The 19,772-nt window shown below is 72.2% G+C and carries 11 protein-coding genes and 1 other RNA gene; 2 read left to right on the top strand and 10 right to left on the bottom strand.

The genetic code is table 11. The features are described 5' to 3' along the window. Positions 1-141: 141 nt before the first annotated feature. The 5 genes from ssrA to ftsE form a co-directional block, all read right to left on the bottom strand. Positions 142-523, bottom strand: a transfer-messenger RNA (tmRNA) gene (ssrA, locus tag ACWC9T_RS08505). Positions 524-609: 86 nt separating this feature from the next. Then, positions 610-1,086: an SsrA-binding protein SmpB gene (smpB, locus tag ACWC9T_RS08500; RefSeq protein WP_449801790.1), complete on the bottom strand. Its 477-nt coding sequence runs from the start codon at positions 1,084-1,086 to the stop codon at positions 610-612. A 105-nt stretch (positions 1,087-1,191) separates the two neighbouring features. Beyond that, positions 1,192-2,328, bottom strand: a complete 1,137-nt coding sequence (locus ACWC9T_RS08495; protein WP_449820284.1) for a S41 family peptidase — start codon at positions 2,326-2,328, stop codon at positions 1,192-1,194. Between the two features lie 113 nt (positions 2,329-2,441). Further along, complete coding sequence (gene ftsX, locus ACWC9T_RS08490; protein ID WP_449820283.1) at positions 2,442-3,353, bottom strand: permease-like cell division protein FtsX; 912 nt, start codon at positions 3,351-3,353, stop codon at positions 2,442-2,444. Between the two features lie 77 nt (positions 3,354-3,430). Beyond that, the gene (ftsE, locus tag ACWC9T_RS08485) at positions 3,431-4,120 is read right to left on the bottom strand and encodes a cell division ATP-binding protein FtsE (protein WP_360239098.1); all 690 of its coding nucleotides are present in this window, start codon (positions 4,118-4,120) and stop codon (positions 3,431-3,433) included. 349 nt (positions 4,121-4,469) lie between these two features. Here ftsE and ACWC9T_RS08480 point away from each other — a divergent pair, with 349 nt between their 5' ends. Beyond that, a complete protein-coding gene (locus ACWC9T_RS08480; protein WP_449820282.1) occupies positions 4,470-4,664 on the top strand; it encodes a hypothetical protein in 195 nt (64 codons plus the stop codon). Between the two features lie 101 nt (positions 4,665-4,765). Here ACWC9T_RS08480 and prfB read toward each other — a convergent pair whose 3' ends face one another. From prfB to ACWC9T_RS08465, 3 genes are all read right to left on the bottom strand, one after another. Beyond that, complete coding sequence (gene prfB / locus ACWC9T_RS08475; RefSeq protein WP_449820281.1) at positions 4,766-5,878, bottom strand: peptide chain release factor 2; 1,113 nt, start codon at positions 5,876-5,878, stop codon at positions 4,766-4,768. 112 nt (positions 5,879-5,990) lie between these two features. Beyond that, the gene (locus ACWC9T_RS08470; RefSeq protein ID WP_449820280.1) at positions 5,991-7,244 is read right to left on the bottom strand and encodes a serine/threonine-protein kinase; all 1,254 of its coding nucleotides are present in this window, start codon (positions 7,242-7,244) and stop codon (positions 5,991-5,993) included. Positions 7,245-7,438: 194 nt separating this feature from the next. After that, a complete protein-coding gene (locus ACWC9T_RS08465) occupies positions 7,439-9,283 on the bottom strand; it encodes a protein kinase domain-containing protein (protein ID WP_449820279.1) in 1,845 nt (614 codons plus the stop codon). A gap of 343 nt (positions 9,284-9,626) precedes the next feature. On the opposite strand from ACWC9T_RS08465, the gene ACWC9T_RS08460 reads away from it, so the two are divergent. After that, positions 9,627-12,563, top strand: coding sequence for an FtsK/SpoIIIE domain-containing protein (locus ACWC9T_RS08460; protein ID WP_449820278.1), 2,937 nt, complete (start codon positions 9,627-9,629; stop codon positions 12,561-12,563). 177 nt (positions 12,564-12,740) lie between these two features. On the opposite strand, the gene ACWC9T_RS08455 is transcribed toward ACWC9T_RS08460, so the two are convergent. Continuing rightward, the gene (locus ACWC9T_RS08455) at positions 12,741-17,687 is read right to left on the bottom strand and encodes an NAD-glutamate dehydrogenase (RefSeq protein ID WP_449820277.1); all 4,947 of its coding nucleotides are present in this window, start codon (positions 17,685-17,687) and stop codon (positions 12,741-12,743) included. A gap of 286 nt (positions 17,688-17,973) precedes the next feature. Then, the gene (gene pruA / locus ACWC9T_RS08450) at positions 17,974-19,599 is read right to left on the bottom strand and encodes an L-glutamate gamma-semialdehyde dehydrogenase (RefSeq protein ID WP_449820351.1); all 1,626 of its coding nucleotides are present in this window, start codon (positions 19,597-19,599) and stop codon (positions 17,974-17,976) included. Positions 19,600-19,772: the final 173 nt, after the last annotated feature.

The following is a 19,772-nucleotide window of genomic DNA, read 5'->3' as shown; positions in this document are numbered from 1 at the left end:
GCGACGGAATCCGGCTCCGGAAAACGAGCGGACGGATGATCCTACGCCCGGGCGGGCGGCCGCGCCGCACCGGGATCGTAAAAAAATCCGAAGGCCGCCCCCCGCGCGGAGCGGTGGACGGCCTTCGGTGTGAACATGGGGTGGTGGAGATGCCGGGAATCGAACCCGGGTCCAGTGGAGTTAATTCAGGGCTTCTCCGAGCGCAGTCCGCTGTGCTTTTCTCGGCCCTGGCGGTCACACGGACAAGCCGCCAACAGGCCCAGCTGCTGTTTGATTTCCCATCCACCCTCGCAGCCCGGGCGGACGGTTGAGTTCCCTAGATTATGCCAGGGTCCGGGTCGGGAACTCCCCGGTCTGACACCCAAGCGCTATCGGTGCTTATTAGGCAGCGAGAGCGAACTGCTGGGAATCGCGCTTAGAGTTGGCGATTATTTTTTTGCGACACGTGGTTAACGAGATCATTGCCGCGTTCCTCGGCTCGCTTCCCCTGTTTCAACATCCCCTGTCGAAACCGATCATCCCCATGTTTTGTTGAGAAACAGCTCGGACGGCGACCGTCCGTGTTGCTGGCGCCATAGTACGCGAGGCGACGGGCGAGGGTCCAGCGGATTAACCCTGGCGCCGTCGGGCCGCGGCCACGGCACGCGCCGTCTCGCGGGTGTCCTGCTTCTCGCGCAGCGCCTGGCGCTTGTCGTACAACTTCTTGCCGACCGCGAGCGCGAGTTCGAGCTTGACCCGGCCGTCCTTGAAGTACAGCGACAGCGGGACCAGGGTGTGGCCCGCGTCGCGGACCTTGGTCTCGATCTTGCGGATCTCCAGCTTGTGCAGCAGCAGCTTGCGCTTGCGCCGGGCCGCGTGGTTGGTCCACGTCCCCTGGGTGTACTCGGGGATGAAGACGTTGTCGATCCACGCCTCGTGGTTCTGGATGTAGGCGTAGCCGTCGACCAGGTTGGCCCGCCCCTCGCGCAGTGACTTCACCTCGGTGCCGGTGAGTACGAGGCCGCACTCGTAGGTGTCGAGGATCGTGTACTCGTGTCGCGCCTTCTTGTTCTGCGCGATCAGCTTCTGTCCGGTTTCCTTTGCCATAGCGCGGCCATTCTCGCACTTCGACGCAGGATCGGGCAGCTGCTTTAGGCGCGGGCGCGGTGCGCCGGCGGGTGTCGGCGGGTGTCGGTGGGACACCTGCGGGCCTCAGGCCCGGGTGCCGAGCCCGGCGAGGACGCGCAGGGCCAGCGCGTCAGCGTCCTCGCCGACCGCGGCCGGGACGTCCGGGGCGAGGCCGGTGCCGTCCAGCGAGCGGCCGGCCGGGGTGTAGTAGCGGCCGACGGTCATCTCCAGCACCGCGCCGTCGGCGAGCCTGCTGGGCTGCTGGACGGTGCCCTTGCCGAAGGTCCGGGAGCCCACCACCACGGCGCGACTGCGGTCCTGCAGGGCGCCGGCGAGCAGTTCGGCGGCGCTCATCGTGCCGCCGTCCACCAGCACCACCAGCGGGGTGCGCTGGTCGCCGCCCGACGGGGCGGTCAACTCCCGCTTCTCGCCGCGCTCCTGGTACGAGCCGACCGTCCCGCCGTCCAGGAAGACCCCGGCGGTGCCGACCGCCTCGTCCACCAACCCGCCGGAGTTGCCGCGCAGATCGAGCACCACGCCGGTGTGCGGGGCGCGCAGCGCGGTGCGCACCTGCTCGGCCACGCCGCTGGTGAAGGCCCGGACGGTGATCCGCAGGTCCCCCTTGTCCAGCCGCTCGGCGGCGACCTGCTGGCTGTCCAGCAGCACGCGCCGCAGACGCAGCTCGCGCACCTGCCCGTCGCCGCGCCGGACGGCCAGGGTGACCTCGGAGCCGACCCCGCGCTCTCCGCCCTGCCCGCGCAGCCGGGCGACCACCTCGGTGACCGGCAGCCGGTCGGCCTGGTCCTGGTCGATCCGCAGCAGCTGGTCACCGGGGGCGATCCCGGCCTCGGCGGCCGGTCCGGCCGGGGTGACCCGGGAGACCGCGGTGACGCCGTCCTCGCCGCGGCCGACCGAGAGGCCGACGCCCAGGTAGCGGCCGTCCAGGCCCTGGCTGAACTCGGCGTACTCCCGGGCGCTGTAGTACGCGCCCCAGCGGTCACCGCCGGCCGCGAGCAGGTGCTCGGCCTGCTGCTCGGACAGCGCGGTGCCCGCCGGGTCCGCCGGGAGCCCGGCGGCGGCCGGGGCGAGGTCGGCGGAGGCGCGGTGCGGCGGCACGCCCGGGTCACCCCAGGCACCGGTGGCGGCGCCGGCGATCAGCACGGCGCCGAACACCAGGCTGAGGGCGGCCACCTGACGTGCCCCGCGTGGAGTTTGCGGCATGGACCGGAGTGTAGACACCGCATCGCGCGCGGCGGGCCGGAACGACGGACCACGAAACGGCGACGGCCCCGGACGGCGCAGTGCCGTCCGGGGCCGGGGCATTCCGACGGGGATCAGACCTTGAGGTACTTGCGCAACGTGAAGAACGCCGCGATGCCGGCCATGCCCATACCCACCACGACCAGCAGCGGGATCACCGCGAGCACCGAGCTCAGGCCGATGAAGTGGATGAACTGCACCCGGTCGGCCAGCCAGTGCTGGACGAAGAAGTGCCCGCCGAGCAGCAGGCCCGAGGCCATCACCGCACCCAGCAGCGCGGCGAACGCGGCCTCGGCGATGAACGGCATCTGGACGTAGAAGTTCGAGGCACCGACCAGGCGCATGATGCCGGTCTCGCGCCGCCTGCTGAACGCCGACACCCGGACGGTGTTGACGATCAGCAGCAACGCGACGAAGAGCATCAGCACCATGATCACGAAGGCCGCCGTCTGGAGACCGTTGAGCAGGCCGAAGAGGTTCTCCAGGATCTTCCGCTGGTCCTCGACCGACTTGACGCCGGGCTTGCCGGCGAAGGCGCTCTGTATGACGTCGTACTTGGTCGGGTCGTTGAGCTTGACCCGCCAGGACTGCGGCATGGCGTCCGCACCCAGGACGGAGATGAGCGGGTTGTCCGGGTTCATCTCCTTCCAGTGCTTGTACGCGTCGGCGGAGCTCTCGTAGGTGGACGACTGGACCACCGAACTCATCTTGTCCAGCTGGTCCTTGATGTCCTGGACCTGCTGGTCGGTGGCCGCGCCCTTGTCGCACTGCGGCGAGTTGCGGGCATCCGCCTTGGTGCAGAAGTAGATGCTCACCTCGACCTTGTCGTACCAGTACCCCTTCATGGAGTTCACCTGGTCACGGACCAGGAGCGAGGAACCGGCGAGGGCGAGGGAGAGCGCGACACTGACGACGACCGCGATGGTCATGGTCAGGTTGCGTCGGAGACCCACACCGATCTCCGACAGGACGAACTGGGCACGCATGCGGGAAACAACTCCAGGGTCGGTACTGCTCGGTCTGGCGTGCGGGCCGGCGGGCCCCACGGGTCAGCGCTGGTGGGTCAGTGCTGGTACCCGTAGACGCCGCGGGCCTGGTCGCGGACGAGCAACCCCTTGTCGAGTTCGATGACTCGCTTGCGCATCTGGTCGACGATGGCCTGGTCGTGGGTGGCCATCAGCACCGTGGTGCCGGTGCGGTTGATGCGGTCGAGCAGCTTCATGATGCCGACCGAGTTCTGCGGGTCGAGGTTACCGGTGGGCTCGTCCGCGATGAGCAGCATCGGGCGGTTCACGAACGCGCGGGCGATCGCCACGCGCTGCTGCTCACCACCGGACAGCTCGCCCGGCATGCGGTCCTCCTTGCCGCCGAGGCCGACCAGCTCCAGCACCTCGGGCACCACCTTGTTGATGGCGCTCTTGGGCTTGCCGATCACCTCCAGGGCGAAGGCGACGTTCTGCGCGACCGTCTTGTTCGGCAGCAGGCGGAAGTCCTGGAAGACGGTGCCCAGCTGGCGGCGCATGTGCGGCACCTTCCAGTTGGACAGCTTGCCGAGGTCCTTGCCCAGCACGTGCACCGAACCGGTGCTGGGGCGCTCCTCGCGCAGACACAGGCGCAGGAAGGTGGATTTGCCCGAGCCGGACGAGCCGACCAGGAAGACGAACTCACCCTTCTCGATCTCCAGCGAGACGTTGTCCAGGGCGGGACGGTTCTGCTTGGGATAGGTCTTGGAGACGTTGTCGAATCTGATCACGGCTGCATCACGGAGGCCATCCTAGGCGGCGCCAGTCCTCGGTCGGTCCACCCCGGAGGCCCGGTCCCGGGGCGGGCGAAGGGAGCGCGGAGGGCCGCTCCCGGTCTGGGACCATACGCGAATCGGCGACCGGCTCGCAGGGTCGGTCCAGGACGGCGATCGAAATCTGGGAGAGAATGTCCAGTTATGCCCTGAATATTGCGAGCCATCTCACAGCCCGGGAGCCGGAAGCGCCAGAACCTGGCAGAGTGGAGGTGGCGACCGTGTTCGGCCGCTCCCCCGTACAGGGCAGGAAAAGGAACCAAAGCCCCGTCCGGCGCGTTGGCTGTAGCAGCGAGGAGGAGATCGCATGACGTGCGACCATCTGGTGTGCGCCAACTGCAACGGCCGCGTCAGCGAGGGGCGTTGCCCGGTGTGCCGCGCCAACCGGGCCCGGCTGCAGGAGCAGCAGGGGCCGTTCGCCACGCTCTCCCCCGCGATGCTGCTGGCCCTGCTGGCCGGTCTGCTCGCGGTGGCGCTGATCGCGCGGCAGGCGCTGGCCTGAGAACCGACGAGACGTGCGGCAGGCGCTGGCCTGAGAACCGACGAGACGTACGGAAAGGCCCCCGACCACTGCGGTCGGGGGCCTTCTCCGTGTCCGGGTGCTTACTCGGCGCTGGTCTCGCGCTGCTTGCGCCACCGGATGCCGGCCTCGATGAAGCCGTCGATGTCGCCGTCCAGCACCGCCTGCGGGTTGCCGGCCTCGAACGCCGTACGGACGTCCTTGACCATCTGGTACGGGTGCAGCACGTAGGAGCGCATCTGGTTGCCCCAGGAGCTGCCGCTGTCCTTGAGCGCGTCCATCGCCGCCTTCTCCTCCTGGCGGCGCCGCTCGAGCAGCTTGGCCTGGAGGACGTTCATCGCGGACGCCTTGTTCTGGATCTGCGAGCGCTCGTTCTGGCAGGAGACCACGATGCCGGTCGGGATGTGCGTGATGCGCACCGCCGAGTCGGTGGTGTTGACGCCCTGGCCACCGGGACCGGACGCGCGGTAGACGTCCACCCGCAGGTCGCCCTCGTCGATGTCGACGTGGTCGGCCTGCTCGACGACCGGGAGCACCTCGACACCGGCGAAGGAGGTCTGCCGGCGGCCCTGGTTGTCGAACGGCGAGATGCGCACCAGACGGTGGGTGCCCTGCTCGACCGAGAGGGTGCCGTAGGCGTACGGCACCTTCACGGTGAAGGTCGCGGACTTGATGCCGGCCTCTTCGGCGTACGAGGTGTCGTACACCTCGGTGGGGTACCCGTGCCGCTCGGCCCAGCGCAGGTACATGCGCATCAGCTGCTCGGCGAAGTCGGCGGCGTCGACGCCACCGGCCTCGGCACGGATGTTGATCAGCGCCTCGCGGGCGTCGTACTCGCCGGACAGGAGGGTGCGGACCTCCAGCTCCTCGACCGCCTTCTTGACGGCCACCAGCTCGGCCTCGGCCTCGGCGCGGGTGTCCGCGTCGTCCTCGGCCTCGGCCAGCTCGAACAGCACACCCAGGTCGTCGATGCGGCCGCGCAGGCCCTCGACCCGGCGCAGTTCGCCCTGGAGGAAGGAGAGCCGGCTGGTCACCTTCTGCGCGTTCGCGACGTCGTCCCACAGGGTGGGGGCGGCTGCCTCCTCCTCCAGGACCGCGATGTCGGCCCGGATCTTGTCCAGGTCGAGGACGGCCTCGATCGACCCCATGGTCGTATCGAGGTTCTTGAGCTCTTCGGAAGGATCGACGGCTGCCACGCCCCCAGGGTAATGGTTCCGGGGGTGGTCATGACGACACCCCCGGTCCGCCCGGAGTCAGGGCCCGCCTCGTAGGCCCTACCCGATCCGGACAAAACCCGGGAGACCGGCCCTACGGGGCCCGCTGGGCGGTGCTGTGCACGGCCGGGCGGGGCGGGTGGCCGCGGTCCGGCCCGGTGGCCGCGAAGGCCGTCCAGGCCGCGGCGGCGCCCGCCAGCAGCAGGACGGTAGCCAGCAGTACGGCCAGCAGCCGGCGGCGGCGCAGCAGGGCCTGGCGGTCCCGGCGGTGGCCCGGGGCGGCGCGCTGGGCGCGCGACTCGGCCGCGTACGCGGCCAGCTCTTCGGCCGAGGGACGGCGCAGGCTGGTGTGGGTGTCCCGGGTGGAGTCCGGGGCGACGCCGGGCACCAGCGGGACGGCCGGACCGCGGCGCCGCTTGTGGGTGCCCGGGCCGGCGTCGATCTCGGCGTAGACGGCCTCGCCGGGGGTCAGCTGTTCCTCGGCCGGGGCGCGGCCCTGGGAAGGCACCACCAGCACCGGCAGACCGGCCAGCGAGGGCAGCTGCTCGCGCAGCCGGGCGGCCAGTTCCGCGGCGCGCAGCCGGGAGGCCGGAGCCTTGGCCAGGCACTCCGAGATGATCCGCCACAGCCCGTCCGGCAGACCGGGGATCGGCGGCACCTGCTCGGTGACGTGCCGGCGCAGCACCGCGCCGGTGTGGCCGCCGCCGAACGGGGTGAAGCCGGCCAGCAGCTCGTAGAGCACGGTGGCGAGGGCGTAGATGTCGACGGCGGCGCGCGGCTCCAGGCCCTCGATGATCTCGGGGGCGAGGTAGTCGGGGGTGCCGATGATCCGGGTGGCCCGGGTCCGGCGCGGGGCGTCGACCAGGCGGGCCACGCCGAAGTCGGTGAGCTTGGCGCGCGGGGCGCCGCCGGGGCCGGGGGCGGCGGCGAGGTCGAGCAGGACGTTCTCCGGCTTGACGTCGCGGTGGACGATCCCGGCCGCGTGCGCGGCGGCCAGGCCGTCGGCGACGTCGGCGATGATCGAGGCGGCCGTCTGCGGCGGGAGGGCGCCGTCCCGCTCCAGCCGGGAGCGCAGGTCCGTGCCCTGGACCAGTTCCATCACCAGGGCGAGGTCGCTGCCGTCCACCACCATGTCGCGCACGCCGACCACCCGGGGGTGGTCGAGGCTGGTCAGCGCGGTGCGCTCCTGGACGAAGCGGCCGACCAGCACCTGGTCGGCGGCGAGGTCCTCACGCAACAGCTTGACCGCCACCGGGCCGTCCGGCCCGTCACCGAGCCAGACCGTCCCGGCCGAACCCCGGCCGATCACCTGGTGGGCGGTGTACCGGCTGCCGATCTTGCGTGCCAATGCTGCTCCGTGGGCGGCGCGGGAGCGCTCCGGGGGTCCGGGCGCGCTCGGTGGGGCGGGACAACAGCGACCAACCTACGCGCCCCGACCCCCCGTGCGGGCCGTCTGACGGCCCCGGGGCGGGACTCCGGGGCGAGAAATCTTGTGAATTGTCGACAAAGCGTCAATCCTGCCACCCCGGAGGCGATCCGCGGCTATTTGCCGAAGACGCTGTTCACCCAGTCCCGCGCCGAGTCGAACCAGCCGACGACGTTGTCCCAGTAGTGCGGCAGCGGGGTGAAGTTCCACAACGCGATGCCGGCCAGGGCCAGCACCAGCAGCACCATCAGACAGCCCTTGAGGCAGCCGAGCCCCGGGATGTACATCCGGTTGCGGCTGCGCGGGCGGCGCTCGCGCGGCGGGGCGGGCTCGCGCCGGGGCGGCGCGGGCGGCTCCTCGCGGCGCTGCGGGGGCTCCCGGTACTGCGGCGCGGGCGGCTCGGCCCGGCGCGGCACCGGGGCGGGCGGCGGCGGGTAGCCGCCCTGCGGCTGGCCGTACCCGGCCGGGGGCTGCCGGTAGCCGCCCTGCGCGCCGGGGTCGCCCTGGCCTCCCCGGCTGTTTCGGCCGCCCTGGCCTCCCTGGCCGCCCTGGTAGGGCGGCGGGGCGACCGGCGGGCGCTGGGCGTAGCCGGGCGGCGGGCCCTGGCGGCGCTGGTCCGGGCGGTAGCCGGCCGGCGGCTGCGGCTGGTAGCCGGGCGCGCCCTGGCCGGCCTGGCCCCCCGGTCCGGCCTGGTAGGGCGGCGGGGCGACCTGCGGCTCCTCGAAGTCCTCGGGGCCGAAGTAGCCGACCTGGGTCTGCTGGTTGCGGTCGCGCGCCGCGCGCAGCTGGGTCTGCCACGGGTGCGGCACCTCCTCCTGCGGCGCGGCGGGCGCTCCGGGCGGGGGCGGGGGCACGGCGGTGGGCGGCATCACCTGGGTGCGGTCCTGGGTGCCGTACGGGGGCGCGGGCGGCGGCTGGGTGCCCATCACCCGGGTCGCCCCGGCCGGGTCGTACTGCGGGCCGCCCGGGGGCGGGGGGAGCACCTGGGTGCGGTCCTCGGCGCCGGCCCCGGGCACGGCCGGCATGGTGCCGGGCACGGTGGTCGGCTGCGGGTCCGGCAGCAGCAGGGCGGCGACCGCCAGCGCCTCGTCCACCGCCGCCGGGGAGGCGTGCACGCCGACCCCGGCCGCGACCACCCGCAGCGCGCGGGCCAGCGAGGGGGCGCTCGGCCGCTGGGCCGGGTCCTTGCGCAGGCAGCGCTCGACCACCGTCCAGAGCGGCTCGGGCATGGTGCTTGGCCGCTGCGGCTCCTGCGCCAGGTGGGCCTGGAGGACGGCCAGGGCGCTGTCGCCCTGGAACGGCTGGCGGCCGGTGACCAGCTCGTACAGCATGATCCCGGCGCCGTAGACGTCCACCGCGGAGGTCTGCGGGCGGCCCTCGGCGGACTCCGGCGCGACGTACGCGGGGGTGCCGACGAACTCGTGGGTGCGGGTGACGCCCGGGGAGTCGGCGAGCCGGGCGATGCCGAAGTCGGTCAGCAGCGGGTGCATCTGCTCGGTGCCGTCCACCAGGACGGAGGCGAGCAGCACGTTGGCCGGCTTGAGGTCGCGGTGGACGATCCCGTCCGCGTGGCTGGCCGCCAGCGCGTCGGCGACCTGGGCCATCAGCAGAGCGCCCGCGATCGGGCTGAAGGGGCCGTTGGCGCGCAGGTAGCGGGCCAGGTCCGGGCCCTCCACCAGGTCCATCACCAGGGCCAGCAGCTCGCCCTCGACGACCAGGTCACGGACCCGGACGATGTTCGGGTGGGTCAGCCGCAGCAGTAGCGAGCGCTCGCGCAGGAAGCGCATCACGACGTCCGGGTCGGCCGCCAGTTCCTCGCGCAGCACCTTGATCGCCACCTGCTGCCCGGGCTCACTGCCCGGCACCTGGACGTCCGGACGCACCAGGCCGCGCCAGACGGTCCCGGTGGCACCCCGTCCCAGGGTCTCCTCAAGCAGATATTTGCTGCCGACTGGCCGCACCTGTCGCACTCCTCGCCGTGCCGCCCGCGCGGGGCGCTCCTCCGCCGGTGCGGTGAGCCTGCCGGGCCCGTGTTTGCGGCCACTCTAACCGTGTCCGTTCGGGTTTTTGAGGTGACCGGCGGGCCACCCGAGCAGGGTTGGGGGACATCCCCTAGGGGACTGCCCGGACGCGCCCCAGGGGACTGGCCGGAGCCGCTCGCCGGGGCCCGTCGCGGCGCCGTCACGGCCGCGGTTGACCTGACTCTCCGTCGCCTCCACCATGGCGATGATCGCAAGATCGTCAAATCCGGTACGGTGCGCGGACTGTCCACGCCGGATGGCAGGATGGACACTCGCCACTCGTGTGGCCCGAAGGATCGACGCGACCGCCCGGTGCGACCGCGACGACACCTGGCAGCGGTACCAGGCATCACACCAGCAGAAGGGACCCGCGGGCGAGATGCAGATCCGGCTGACCGTCCTCCGACCGCGCAGCGGCCCGACCGCCGCCGGCTCCGCCATCCCCTACGTGGACGTACTGGTCACCGCGCCCGTCGGCACCGCGCTCGGCGCCATCGCGGGCGCGCTCGCGGGCGCCGTGGGCGTGCGCGGACCGCGGGCCGCCACCCACGTGCACTTGTATGCCGGGGCACACCGGGTGGACGAACACACCCTGCTCGGCCACCCCCCGCTGCTCGACGGAGCCGTCCTCAGCCTCAACGAGCCCGACCCGACCGCCGACGACCCCGACGACACCCCCGCCGCCGAGCTGCGGGTGGTCGGCGGCCCGGACGCCGGCGGCGTGCACCGGCTGCACGGCCGGGAGATCCGGATCGGCCGCTCCGGCGAGGCCGACGTCCCGCTCGACGACCCGGACGTCTCCCGGCTGCACCTCGCCCTGCACCTCGGCGAGGACGGCCGGATCGCCGTCCGCGACCTCGGATCCACCAACGGCACCACCCTGGACGGCCGGCTCGTCCCGCCCGCCCCGGCCGAAGCCGCGGTCCCGCTGGAGAACGGCGCCCTGCTGCGGATCGGCGAGTCCACCCTGCAGGTCTTCGAACCGGCCGGGGAACCCGCTCGCACCGCCCTGCCCGACGGCAACGGCCACCTCCAGCTCGCCGCCCCCGGCCCGGTCCGGCCCGCACCGCCCGTGATCGAGCCGCCCACCGCCCCCGAGCCCACCCACGGGCGCGGCCTCGGCCTGTTCTCCCTGCTGTCCGGCCGCACCGCCGAACCGCCCGAGGAGAGCGCCGAGCGCCACCACGCCGCGGTACGGCTGCGCCAGGCCGCCGCCCAGCGCGAGCGCTGGCCCGACCTCGCCACCGTGCTGCTCAACGCCGTCGGCCCCGGCCCCCGGCTCTGGGAACGCGGCCCCGGCCACCCCGACGCGCTCACCCTGCGCCTGGGCACCGCCGACCGCCCCGGCGGCCCCGGAACCACGCCCGGCACCATGCTGCCCGCCGTCCCCGTCACCCTCGACCTGCAGACCGCCGGCAGCCTCGGCCTCAGCGGCCCCCGCGAGCGCCTGGACGCGCTCACCCGCGCCGTCGTCGCCCAACTCGCCGCGCTGCACCCGCCGACCGGGCTGAGCCTGGTCGTGGTCGACGCCGACCCGGCCCGCGGCCCCGAGGAACGCGTCGACACCTGGGCCTGGGCGCTCTGGCTGCCCCACCTGCGCCCCGCCGACGGCCAGGACTGCCGACTGCTGCTCGGCCTCGACGACGAACAGGCCACCGCGCGGCTGACCGAGCTCACCGCCCGGCTCAGCGGCCCGGCCGGCCTCAGCGGCCACCCCGCCACCGTGGTCGTGGTGGACGGCCGCCCGGCCACCGAGGCCGCCCGGCACGCGCTCGACCTGCTGCTGCGGCAGGGCCCGGCGGTCGGCATCTTCCCGATCTGCCTCGCCGAGCAGCCCGAACTGCTCCCCCGCGGCCTCGGCGCCACCGCGCTGATCACCGGCGAGGTCGGCACCCACCTCTCCATCGACCGCCCGGTGGCCCGCGGCCGCGAGACCCTGCACGAGGTCTCGCTGGACGCCGTCTCCGACGCCTGGGCCGAGCGGCTCGCCCGCGTCCTCGCCCCGCTGCGCGAGGCCACCCCGGCCGCGCGGGGCCCGCTGCCGGACGCGCTGCGGCTGCTCGACCTGCTCCAGCTCGACACCGTCACCCCGGCCAAGCTGTCCGCCCGTTGGGCCGCCCACGCCGGCGGCATCGGCGCGGCCGGCGCGCTGCTCGGCACCACCCGGGACGAGCTGTGCACCCTCGACCTGGCCGACCCCGAACTCGCCCTCCCCTCCCCCGACCCGGGCGGCCCGCACCTGCTGATCGGCGGCGCGCGCGGCTCCGGCAAGACCGAACTGCTGCGCACCCTGGTCGCCTCGCTCGCCGTCTCCGAACGGCCCGAGCGCCTGGCCGTCACCCTCATCGAGGGCCGGGCCGCCGCGGACGGGCAGGACGGCCTGGACGGCTGCACCGAGCTGCCGCACGTCACCGGGCGGGTCAACGCCGCCTCCGACCCGCGCGCCGCACTGCTCGCGGCCGAGGCACTGGAGGACGAACTCGCCCTGCGGGAGCGGCTGTTCGACGGGCTGGACTTCGCCGCCTGGCACGCGGCACGCATCTTGGACGGGCACAGCCTGGACGGACGCGGCCTGGACGGCCAGGGCCTGGGCGCGAACCGCCCGCAGGTCCCGGTGCCCGCCACGGTCGGTGCCACCTCGCCCGGCGGCGCGCGGATCATCCCGCCGCGCAGCGCCTCCGACGCCCGGCCGGCCGCCTCCCCAGCCGACCCGGCCCCGGCCCGGCTGGTCGTCGTGGTCGACGACTACGACGACCTGCTCTCCCCCACCTCGCCGGCCGGTCGCCCGCTGGCCCGCGTGCTCGCCGCCGTCGCCCGGCGCGGCGGCCCGCTCGGCATCCACCTCGCGGTCGCCACCGGACGCCCGGAGGAGAGCGCCGGCACCGAGGTCGACGAGGCCGCCCTGCTCCGGATCGCCCTGCGCACCGAGGATCCGGCCGACTCCGACCTGCTGATCCACCTCGGCGACGCGGCCGCCATCCCCGAGGACACCCCCGGCCGCGGCTACCTGCGCCGGCCCGACGGCGGGGTCACCGCCTTCCAGACCGCCCGGATCAGCGGCCGCATCCCCCGCACCGCCACCCTGCGGCCCACCGTGGTCGCGATAGACCCGCTCCAACTCGGCGCCCCACCCGCCCGCCGCCCGGTCCGCGAGCTCGGCAACGGCCCCACCGACCTCGCCCTCCTCGCCAGCGCCCTCCAGCGCGCCGCCTCGCGCTGACGCGGCGGGGCAAGACGACCGGGGGCGGGGCCACGGAGGTGTCCGTGGCCCCGCCCCCGGGAGGTCAGGTGGCCGCGCGCACTTGACGCCAACGACGGCGCCGCCCCGGACGGCCGGAGCCGGGAACGCGGAAGGGCCCGCGTCCCGAGGCCGCGGGCCCTTCCGTTCGGCCGTCCGTCAGCGCATCGAACCGGTGCGCAGCAGGGTGCGGATGACGCGCATCGCGACCGAGAGGCTGGACAGCTCGTAGTTGTCCGAACCCCTTATGTCGTCGAGGGTGCTCTTGGCGCGGTTGAGCAGGGTGGAGTTGAGATCCGCCCAAGCGTTGTAGCGCTCCTCGGGGGTGGCGCCCTCGGGGCCGCAGGCCAGGACGTCTGCGGTCAGCGCCGCGTGCGCCGCGAAGAGATCCTCGCGGATCGCGGCCCGGGCCATCGACGACCAGCGGTCGGTGCGCGGCAGGTCGATGATGCGGTCGAGCAGGTGCGAGATCTGCAGGCGGTCGCCCAGGTCGTAGTACAGCTCGGCGACGTCGGCGACGTCCTTGCCGGAGCGGTCCGCGACCTCGGTGATGTCCAGGGTCGGGAAGACCGAGGACAGGCCGGCGATCCGGGTGGCCAGCTCCTCCGGCACTCCGGCCGAGGCGAGCTCGTTGTAGATCGACTCGAACCAGGTCAGGTCCTCGCCGCGCAGCGGCTTGGGCAGCGAGCCCCAGACCTGGTTGACCCGGTCGTGGAAGAACTCGATGGTGCCGGCGACGTCGAGCGGCTGGCGGCGGTTGTTGAGCATCCACCGGGTGGCGCGCTCGACCAGGCGGCGCGAGTGCAGCCGCATCTTGGTCTGGGCCCGGGCCGGGACCTTGTTGTCGAGGCCCTCGATCTCGGCCCAGATCTCCTCCAGGCCGAAGACGGCCCGCGCGGCGGTGTGCGTCCGGGCGATCTCCTCGTAGGTCGCGCCGGTCTCCTCCTTCAGGCGGAAGGCGAAGGTGCAGCCACCGCGGTTGATCGTGTCGTTGACGATCAGCGTGGTGATGATCTCGCGGCGCAGCGCGTGGCTGTCGATCGCGTCGGCGAACTTCGCCCGCAGCGCGCTCGGGAAGTACTCGTGCAGCGAGGCGCGGAAGTACGGGTCGTCGGGCAGGTCGGTGGTCAGCAGCTCGTCGGCCAGGATGATCTTGGTGTAGGCGAGCAGCACGGACATCTCGGGCTGCGAGAGGCCGCGGCCGCTCTGCTGGCGCTCACGGATCTGGCGTTCGGCGGGCAGGAACTCCAGCGCCCGGTCCAGCTGGCCGGCCGCCTCGAAGCGGTTGATCATCCGCGCGTGGACGTTGAACATGCTGTGCGCCTGGGAGACGGCGTTGGCCAGCACCACGTTCTGCGCGTAGTTGTTGCGCAGCACCAGGTGGCCGACCTCGTCGGTCATCTCGGCGAGCAGAGCGTTGCGCTGCTTGACCGTCATGTCGCCCTCGGCGACGACCTGGTTGAGCAGGATCTTGATGTTGACCTCGTGGTCCGAGGTGTCCACACCGGCCGAGTTGTCGATGGCGTCGGTGTTGATCCAGCCGCCGGTGCCTTCGGGGCCGCCGGAGGCCGCGTACTCGATGCGGCCGAGCTGGGTGCAGCCGAGGTTGCCGCCCTCGCCGATGACCCGGGCGCGGACCTGCTCGCCGTTGACGCGGATGGCGTCGTTGGCCTTGTCGCCGACCTCGGCGTTGGTCTCGCCGGAAGCCTTGACGTAGGTGCCGATGCCGCCGTTCCAGAACAGGTCGACCGGCGCCTGCAGGATCGCCTTCATCAGCTCGGCCGGGGTCAGGCGGCTCTCCTCGATGCCGAGGGCGGCCCGGACCTGCGCACTGATCTGGATCGACTTGGCGCTGCGGGGGAAGACCCCGCCGCCGGCCGAGACCAGCGACTTGTCGTAGTCGTCCCAGGAGCTGCGCGGCAGCTCGAACAGGCGGCGGCGCTCGGCGTAGGAGGCGGCCGCGTCCGGGTTCGGGTCGAGGAAGATGTGGCGGTGGTCGAAGGCGGCGACCAGGCGGATGTGCTCGCTGAGCAGCATGCCGTTGCCGAAGACGTCGCCGGACATGTCGCCGATGCCGATGACGGTGAAGTCCTCGGACTGGGTGTCGACGCCGAGCTCGCGGAAGTTGCGCTTGACCGACTCCCAGGCGCCGCGGGCGGTGATGCCCATGCCCTTGTGGTCGTAGCCGGCCGAGCCGCCGGACGCGAAGGCGTCGCCCAGCCAGAAGCCGTACGACTCCGCGACGCCGTTGGCGATGTCGGAGAAGGTCGCGGTGCCCTTGTCGGCGGCGACGACCAGGTAGGTGTCGTCCTCGTCGTGGCGGACCACGTCGGCCGGGTGGACGACCTCGCCGGCCACCAGGTTGTCGGTGATGTCCAGCAGCGCCGAGATGAAGGTCTTGTACGACGAGATGCCCTCGGCCAGCCAGGCGTCACGGTCCACCGACGGGTCCGGCAGCTGCTTGGCGACGAAGCCGCCCTTGGCACCGACCGGCACGATGACGGTGTTCTTGACCATCTGGGCCTTGACCAGGCCGAGGATCTCGGTACGGAAGTCCTCACGCCGGTCGGACCAGCGCAGACCACCGCGGGCGACCTTGCCGAAGCGCAGGTGCACGCCCTCGACCTGCGGCGAGTAGACCCAGATCTCGAACGCCGGGCGCGGGGCCGGCAGGTCCGGGATGGCCTTCGGGTCGAACTTCATCGACACGTAGGAGTGCCACTCGCCGGAGCCGTCGTGCTGGAAGAAGTTGGTCCGCAGGGTGGCCTTGATGAGGTTCAGGAAGGAGCGCAGGATGCGGTCCTCGTCCAGCGAGACGACCTCGTCGAGCGCGCCGGCCAGCTCCTCCAGGATGCCCTCGGTCAGTTCCAGTGCACCCGAACGGTGGCTCGGGCTCAGCCGGGCCTCGAACAGGTTGACCAGCAGGCGGGTGGTGTGGGTGTTGTTGCGGAGCGCGTCCTCCATGTAGTCCTGGGAGAACGTGGAGCCCGCCTGGCGCAGGTACTTGGCGTACGCGCGCAGCACCACCGCCTGGCGCCAGTTCAGCCCGGCGGTCAGCACCAGCTCGTTGAAGCCGTCGTTCTCGGCCTTGCCGGTCCAGGTGGCCGCGAAGGTCTCCTGGAAGCGCTCGCGGGCCTCGTCGGTGAGCCCGGTGGCCTCGCGCAGCTTCAGGCCGAAGTCGTACACCCACGCGGTGGTGCCGTCGGAGCGGCGCAGCGCGTACGGGTGCTCGTCCAGCACCTCGACGCCCAGTCGCTGCAGCACCGGCAGGACCTCGGTGAGCGAGATCGGGCCGCCGACCCGGTAGATCTTGAAGCGGCGCTCGTCGTCGCCCGCGCCGACCGGCTGGTACAGGTTCAGGCGGAAGTCGCCCTCGCCGTGCAGCGACTCGATCTGCTTGATGTCGGAGACGGCGGTGCGCGGCGGGAAGTCGGCGCGGTAGCCGTCGGGGAAGGCGTTGGCGTACTTGTGGCCGAGCTCGGCGGCCTTCTCCTCGCCCAGCTCGGTGTGCAGCTGGTCGTGGAAGCCGTCCATCCAGAACCGGGCGGCCTCGGCCAGGCGGTTCTCGATCCGCTCGATGTCGCTGTCGGTGAGCTGGGGCAGCTCGGTGCCCGGGGCGACCCGGACCACGAAGTGCAGGCGGGTCAGCACCGACTCGGTCGCGTACACCGTGTAGTCGATGGTGGCGCCGTTCAGCTCCTCCTTGAGGATGTCGGTGAGCAGCAGCCGGATGCGCGTGGTGTAGCGGTCGCGCGGCAGGTAGATGAACGCCGAGAAGTAGCGACCGTACTCGTCCTGGCGCAGGAAGAGGCGCAGCTTACGGCGCTCCTGCAGGTAGAGCACGCTGGTGGCGATGGAGAGCAGCTCGTCGGCCGAGGTCTGGAAGATCTCGTCGCGCGGGAAGGTCTCCATGATCTGCAGCAGGTCGCGGCCGTCGTGGCTCTCGCTGGAGAAGCCGGAGCCGTCCAGCACCTCCTGGACCTTGCGGCGCACGACCGGGATGCGGGTGACCGACTCGGTGTAGGCGGCGGAGGAGAACAGACCGAGGAAGCGGCGCTCGCCGATCGGCTCGCCGGCGGCGTTGAACTTCTTGACGCCGACGTAGTCCAGGTAGGCCGGACGGTGCACGGTGGCGCGGCTGTTGGCCTTGGTCAGGACGAGGAGCTTCTTCTCGTGGGCCTTGGCGCGCACCGGCGCGGAGAGGCGGCCGAAGGCCTCGGAGACCGAGTGGTGGCGGTCGTCGTGGCTGCGCGGGTCGGAGCGCAGGATGCCGAGGCCGGTCCCGGCGACGGCCTTGAGGACCTCCTCGCCCTCGTGCTCGACCAGGTCGTACTCGCGGTAGCCGAGGAAGGTGAAGTGGTCGTCGGCGAGCCAGCGCATCAGCTCCCAGGCCTCGCCGACCTCCTGCTCGGGCAGGCCGGTAGGGGGCTCCTCGGCCAGCTCGTCGGCCAGGCGCAGCGCGCTCTCGCGCATCTTGCCCCAGTCCTCGACGACCTCGCGGACGTCGCCGAGGACGCGGCGCAGGTTGGTCTCGATGGAGCGCAGGTCGTCGCGGTCGGTCTCGCGGTCGATCTCGATGTGCATCCACGACTCGACGGTCGCGTCGGCGGGCCACTCGGTGCCGGCGGCCTGGCTGCGGGAGCAGGCGTCGACGTCCAGGATCTCCAGCAGCTTGCCGGTGATGTCACGGCGGACGACCAGCTGGGGGTGGATGACGATGTGGATCGCGCGGTCCTGGCGGGACAGCTCGTTGGTGACCGAGTCCACCAGGAAGGGCATGTCGTCGGTGACGACCTCGACCACGGTGTGGCCGCAGGACCAGCCGTTCTCCTCGACCGAGGGGGTGTGGACCCGCACCTCGGCGGTGCCCTGGGGGCGCTTGAGGCCCAGACGGTAGTGGGAGGCGGCCGCACCGTACACGTCGACCGGGTCGCGGTCGACCAGGTCCTCGGGGGCGGTGTGCAGGTAGTAGTGGTGCAGGTACGCGGTCAGAGCGCCGTTGCTCAACCCCTCCCCGGGCGCCGCTCCTCCCACCTGGCTGTTCTCAGCGGCTGCGGCTGCCTTCTTGAGCAGTTCGGCCTTGGCTGCGTCCAGCTTGGTCTGCATGACTTCTTGGCTCCTGTCGCGCGCCGTTGCGTGACTCGGTGGTGTGTGGATGTACACCGACGGGTCACCGCAATCCTGCCGCACCATCCGACTGAAAGGGGCTTCACGGCACGCATGAAACGCCCTCCCAGCGGGTAGGACGACTCATTCGTCCTGCAAGCCACCCGACGACGCCAGCCAGCCTAACCGGATCAATCGAAGGTGCACAGGGACAGGGAGGCGCAAACCCGCAGGATGTCGGGTCCGTCCTGGACACCATGTCCAAACCGGAGCTTCATGTTCACTCTCAGCCCATGTGCGGGTATCCGTGGTGGGTCGGCGGGACGAAGGTCTCCTTGATCGCGCGGGCCGAGGTCCAGCGCAGCAGGTTCTGGGCGGCGCCCGCCTTGTCGTTGGTTCCGGAGGCCCGGGAGCCGCCGAAGGGCTGCTGGCCGACCACGGCGCCGGTGGGCTTGTCGTTGATGTAGAAGTTTCCGGCGGTGAAGCGCAGTTCCTCCACGGCCTGGGCGATGGCGTAACGATCCTGCGCGATCACCGCGCCGGTCAGGCCGTACGGGGCGCCGGCGTCGACCCGGCCGAGCACGTCGTCCCAGCGGGAGTCCTCGTAGACGTGGACCGCCAGGACGGGGCCGAAGTACTCGGTGCGGAAGATCTCGCCCCGGTGGTCGGAGGAGACCAGGACGGTCGGGCGGACGAACCAGCCGATCGCGTCGTCGTACTGGCCGCCGGCCACCAGCTCGACGGTCGGGTCGGCCTTGGCCCGCTCGATCGCGATGCGGTTCTTCTCGAAGGCCCGCTTGTCGATCAGGGCGCCCATGAAGTTGGACAGGTCGGTGACGTCGCCCACCGTGAGGGCGTCCACCTCGGCCAGGAAGTCGTCCTTGATCCTCAGCCACAGGCTGCGCGGCAGGTAGGCGCGGGAGAGCGCCGAGCACTTCTGGCCCTGGTACTCGAAGGCGCCGCGGATCATGGCGGTCTTCAGGATCTCCGGGTCGGCCGAGGGGTGGGCCAGCAGGAAGTCCTTGCCGCCGGTCTCGCCGACGATCCTCGGGTAGGTGCGGTAGCCGCCGATGCTTGCGCCGACGGTCTGCCACAGCGACTGGAAGGTCGCGGTGGAGCCGGTGAAGTGCAGCCCGGCTAGCGCCGGGTCGGTGAGCGCCACCGGGGAGACCTGCAGGCCGTCGCCGGTGACCAGGTTGATCACCCCGGGCGGCAGGCCGGCCGTCTCCAGCAGCCGCATCAGGTAGTGGGCGGCCAGCGCCTGGGTCGGCGCGGGCTTCCAGACCACGGTGTTGCCCATCAGCGCGGGGGCGGTGGGCAGGTTCCCGGCGATCGCGGTGAAGTTGAACGGGGTGATCGCGTAGACGAAACCCTCCAGCGGGCGGTGGTCGACCCGGTTCCACACCCCCGGGGAGGAGATCGGTTGGTCGGCCAGGATCTGCCGGGCGAAGTGGACGTTGAACCGCCAGAAGTCGATCAGCTCGCAGGCGGAGTCGATCTCGGCCTGCTGCACGGTCTTGGACTGGCCGAGCATGGTGGCCGCGTTGAGCGTCTCCCGCCAGGGCCCGGACAGCAGGTCGGCGGCGCGCAGGAAGACCGCCGCCCGGTCGTCGAAGGAGAGCGAGCGCCACTGCCGCCCGGCCGCCAGCGCCGCGTCCACCGCCGCCCGGGCGTCTTCCCGGGTGGCGTTGCCGAGCACGCCCAGCTTGGCGGCGTGGTGGTGCGGCTGGACGACGTCGATCCGCTCACCGCCGCCGAAGCGCTGCTCGCCGCCGATGGTCATCGGCAACGGGATCTGCTCGGCCGCCAGCTCGTCCAGCCGCCGGACCAGCCGCTCCCGCTCCGGGCTGCCGGGCGCGTACGCCTGCACCGGCTCGTTGACCGGGGTCGGCACCTCGGTGACTGCGTCGATGGGCATGGCGGCTCCGTCCTGCTGGCGGCTGGGGGGCAGGGCCTGTCCCCTGGATCACGTCGCGGGCCCGGCAAGGATCCGAGAGACGGGCCCAGCTCCAGCCTGACCAGCGGGGACGGGTTCCGCCTGTTCAGACACGCGGACGGCGAACGTGGCGCCCGCCACTGTCCGGG

Source organism: Kitasatospora sp. NPDC001159, assembly GCF_053598235.1.
This window is presented reverse-complemented; position numbering and strand designations above follow the sequence as displayed.

What these genes read in the sequence shown, in the direction of transcription:
- ACWC9T_RS08495 (WP_449820284.1), bottom strand. Translation starts at nt 2,328, where the DNA reads ATGCCGCAAACTCCACGCGGGGCACGTCAGGTGGCCGCCCTCAGCCTG.
- ACWC9T_RS08480 (WP_449820282.1), top strand. Translation starts at nt 4,470, where the DNA reads ATGACGTGCGACCATCTGGTGTGCGCCAACTGCAACGGCCGCGTCAGC.
- ftsX (WP_449820283.1), bottom strand. Translation starts at nt 3,353, where the DNA reads ATGCGTGCCCAGTTCGTCCTGTCGGAGATCGGTGTGGGTCTCCGACGC.
- ACWC9T_RS08455 (WP_449820277.1), bottom strand. Translation starts at nt 17,687, where the DNA reads ATGCAGACCAAGCTGGACGCAGCCAAGGCCGAACTGCTCAAGAAGGCA.
- smpB (WP_449801790.1), bottom strand. Translation starts at nt 1,086, where the DNA reads ATGGCAAAGGAAACCGGACAGAAGCTGATCGCGCAGAACAAGAAGGCG.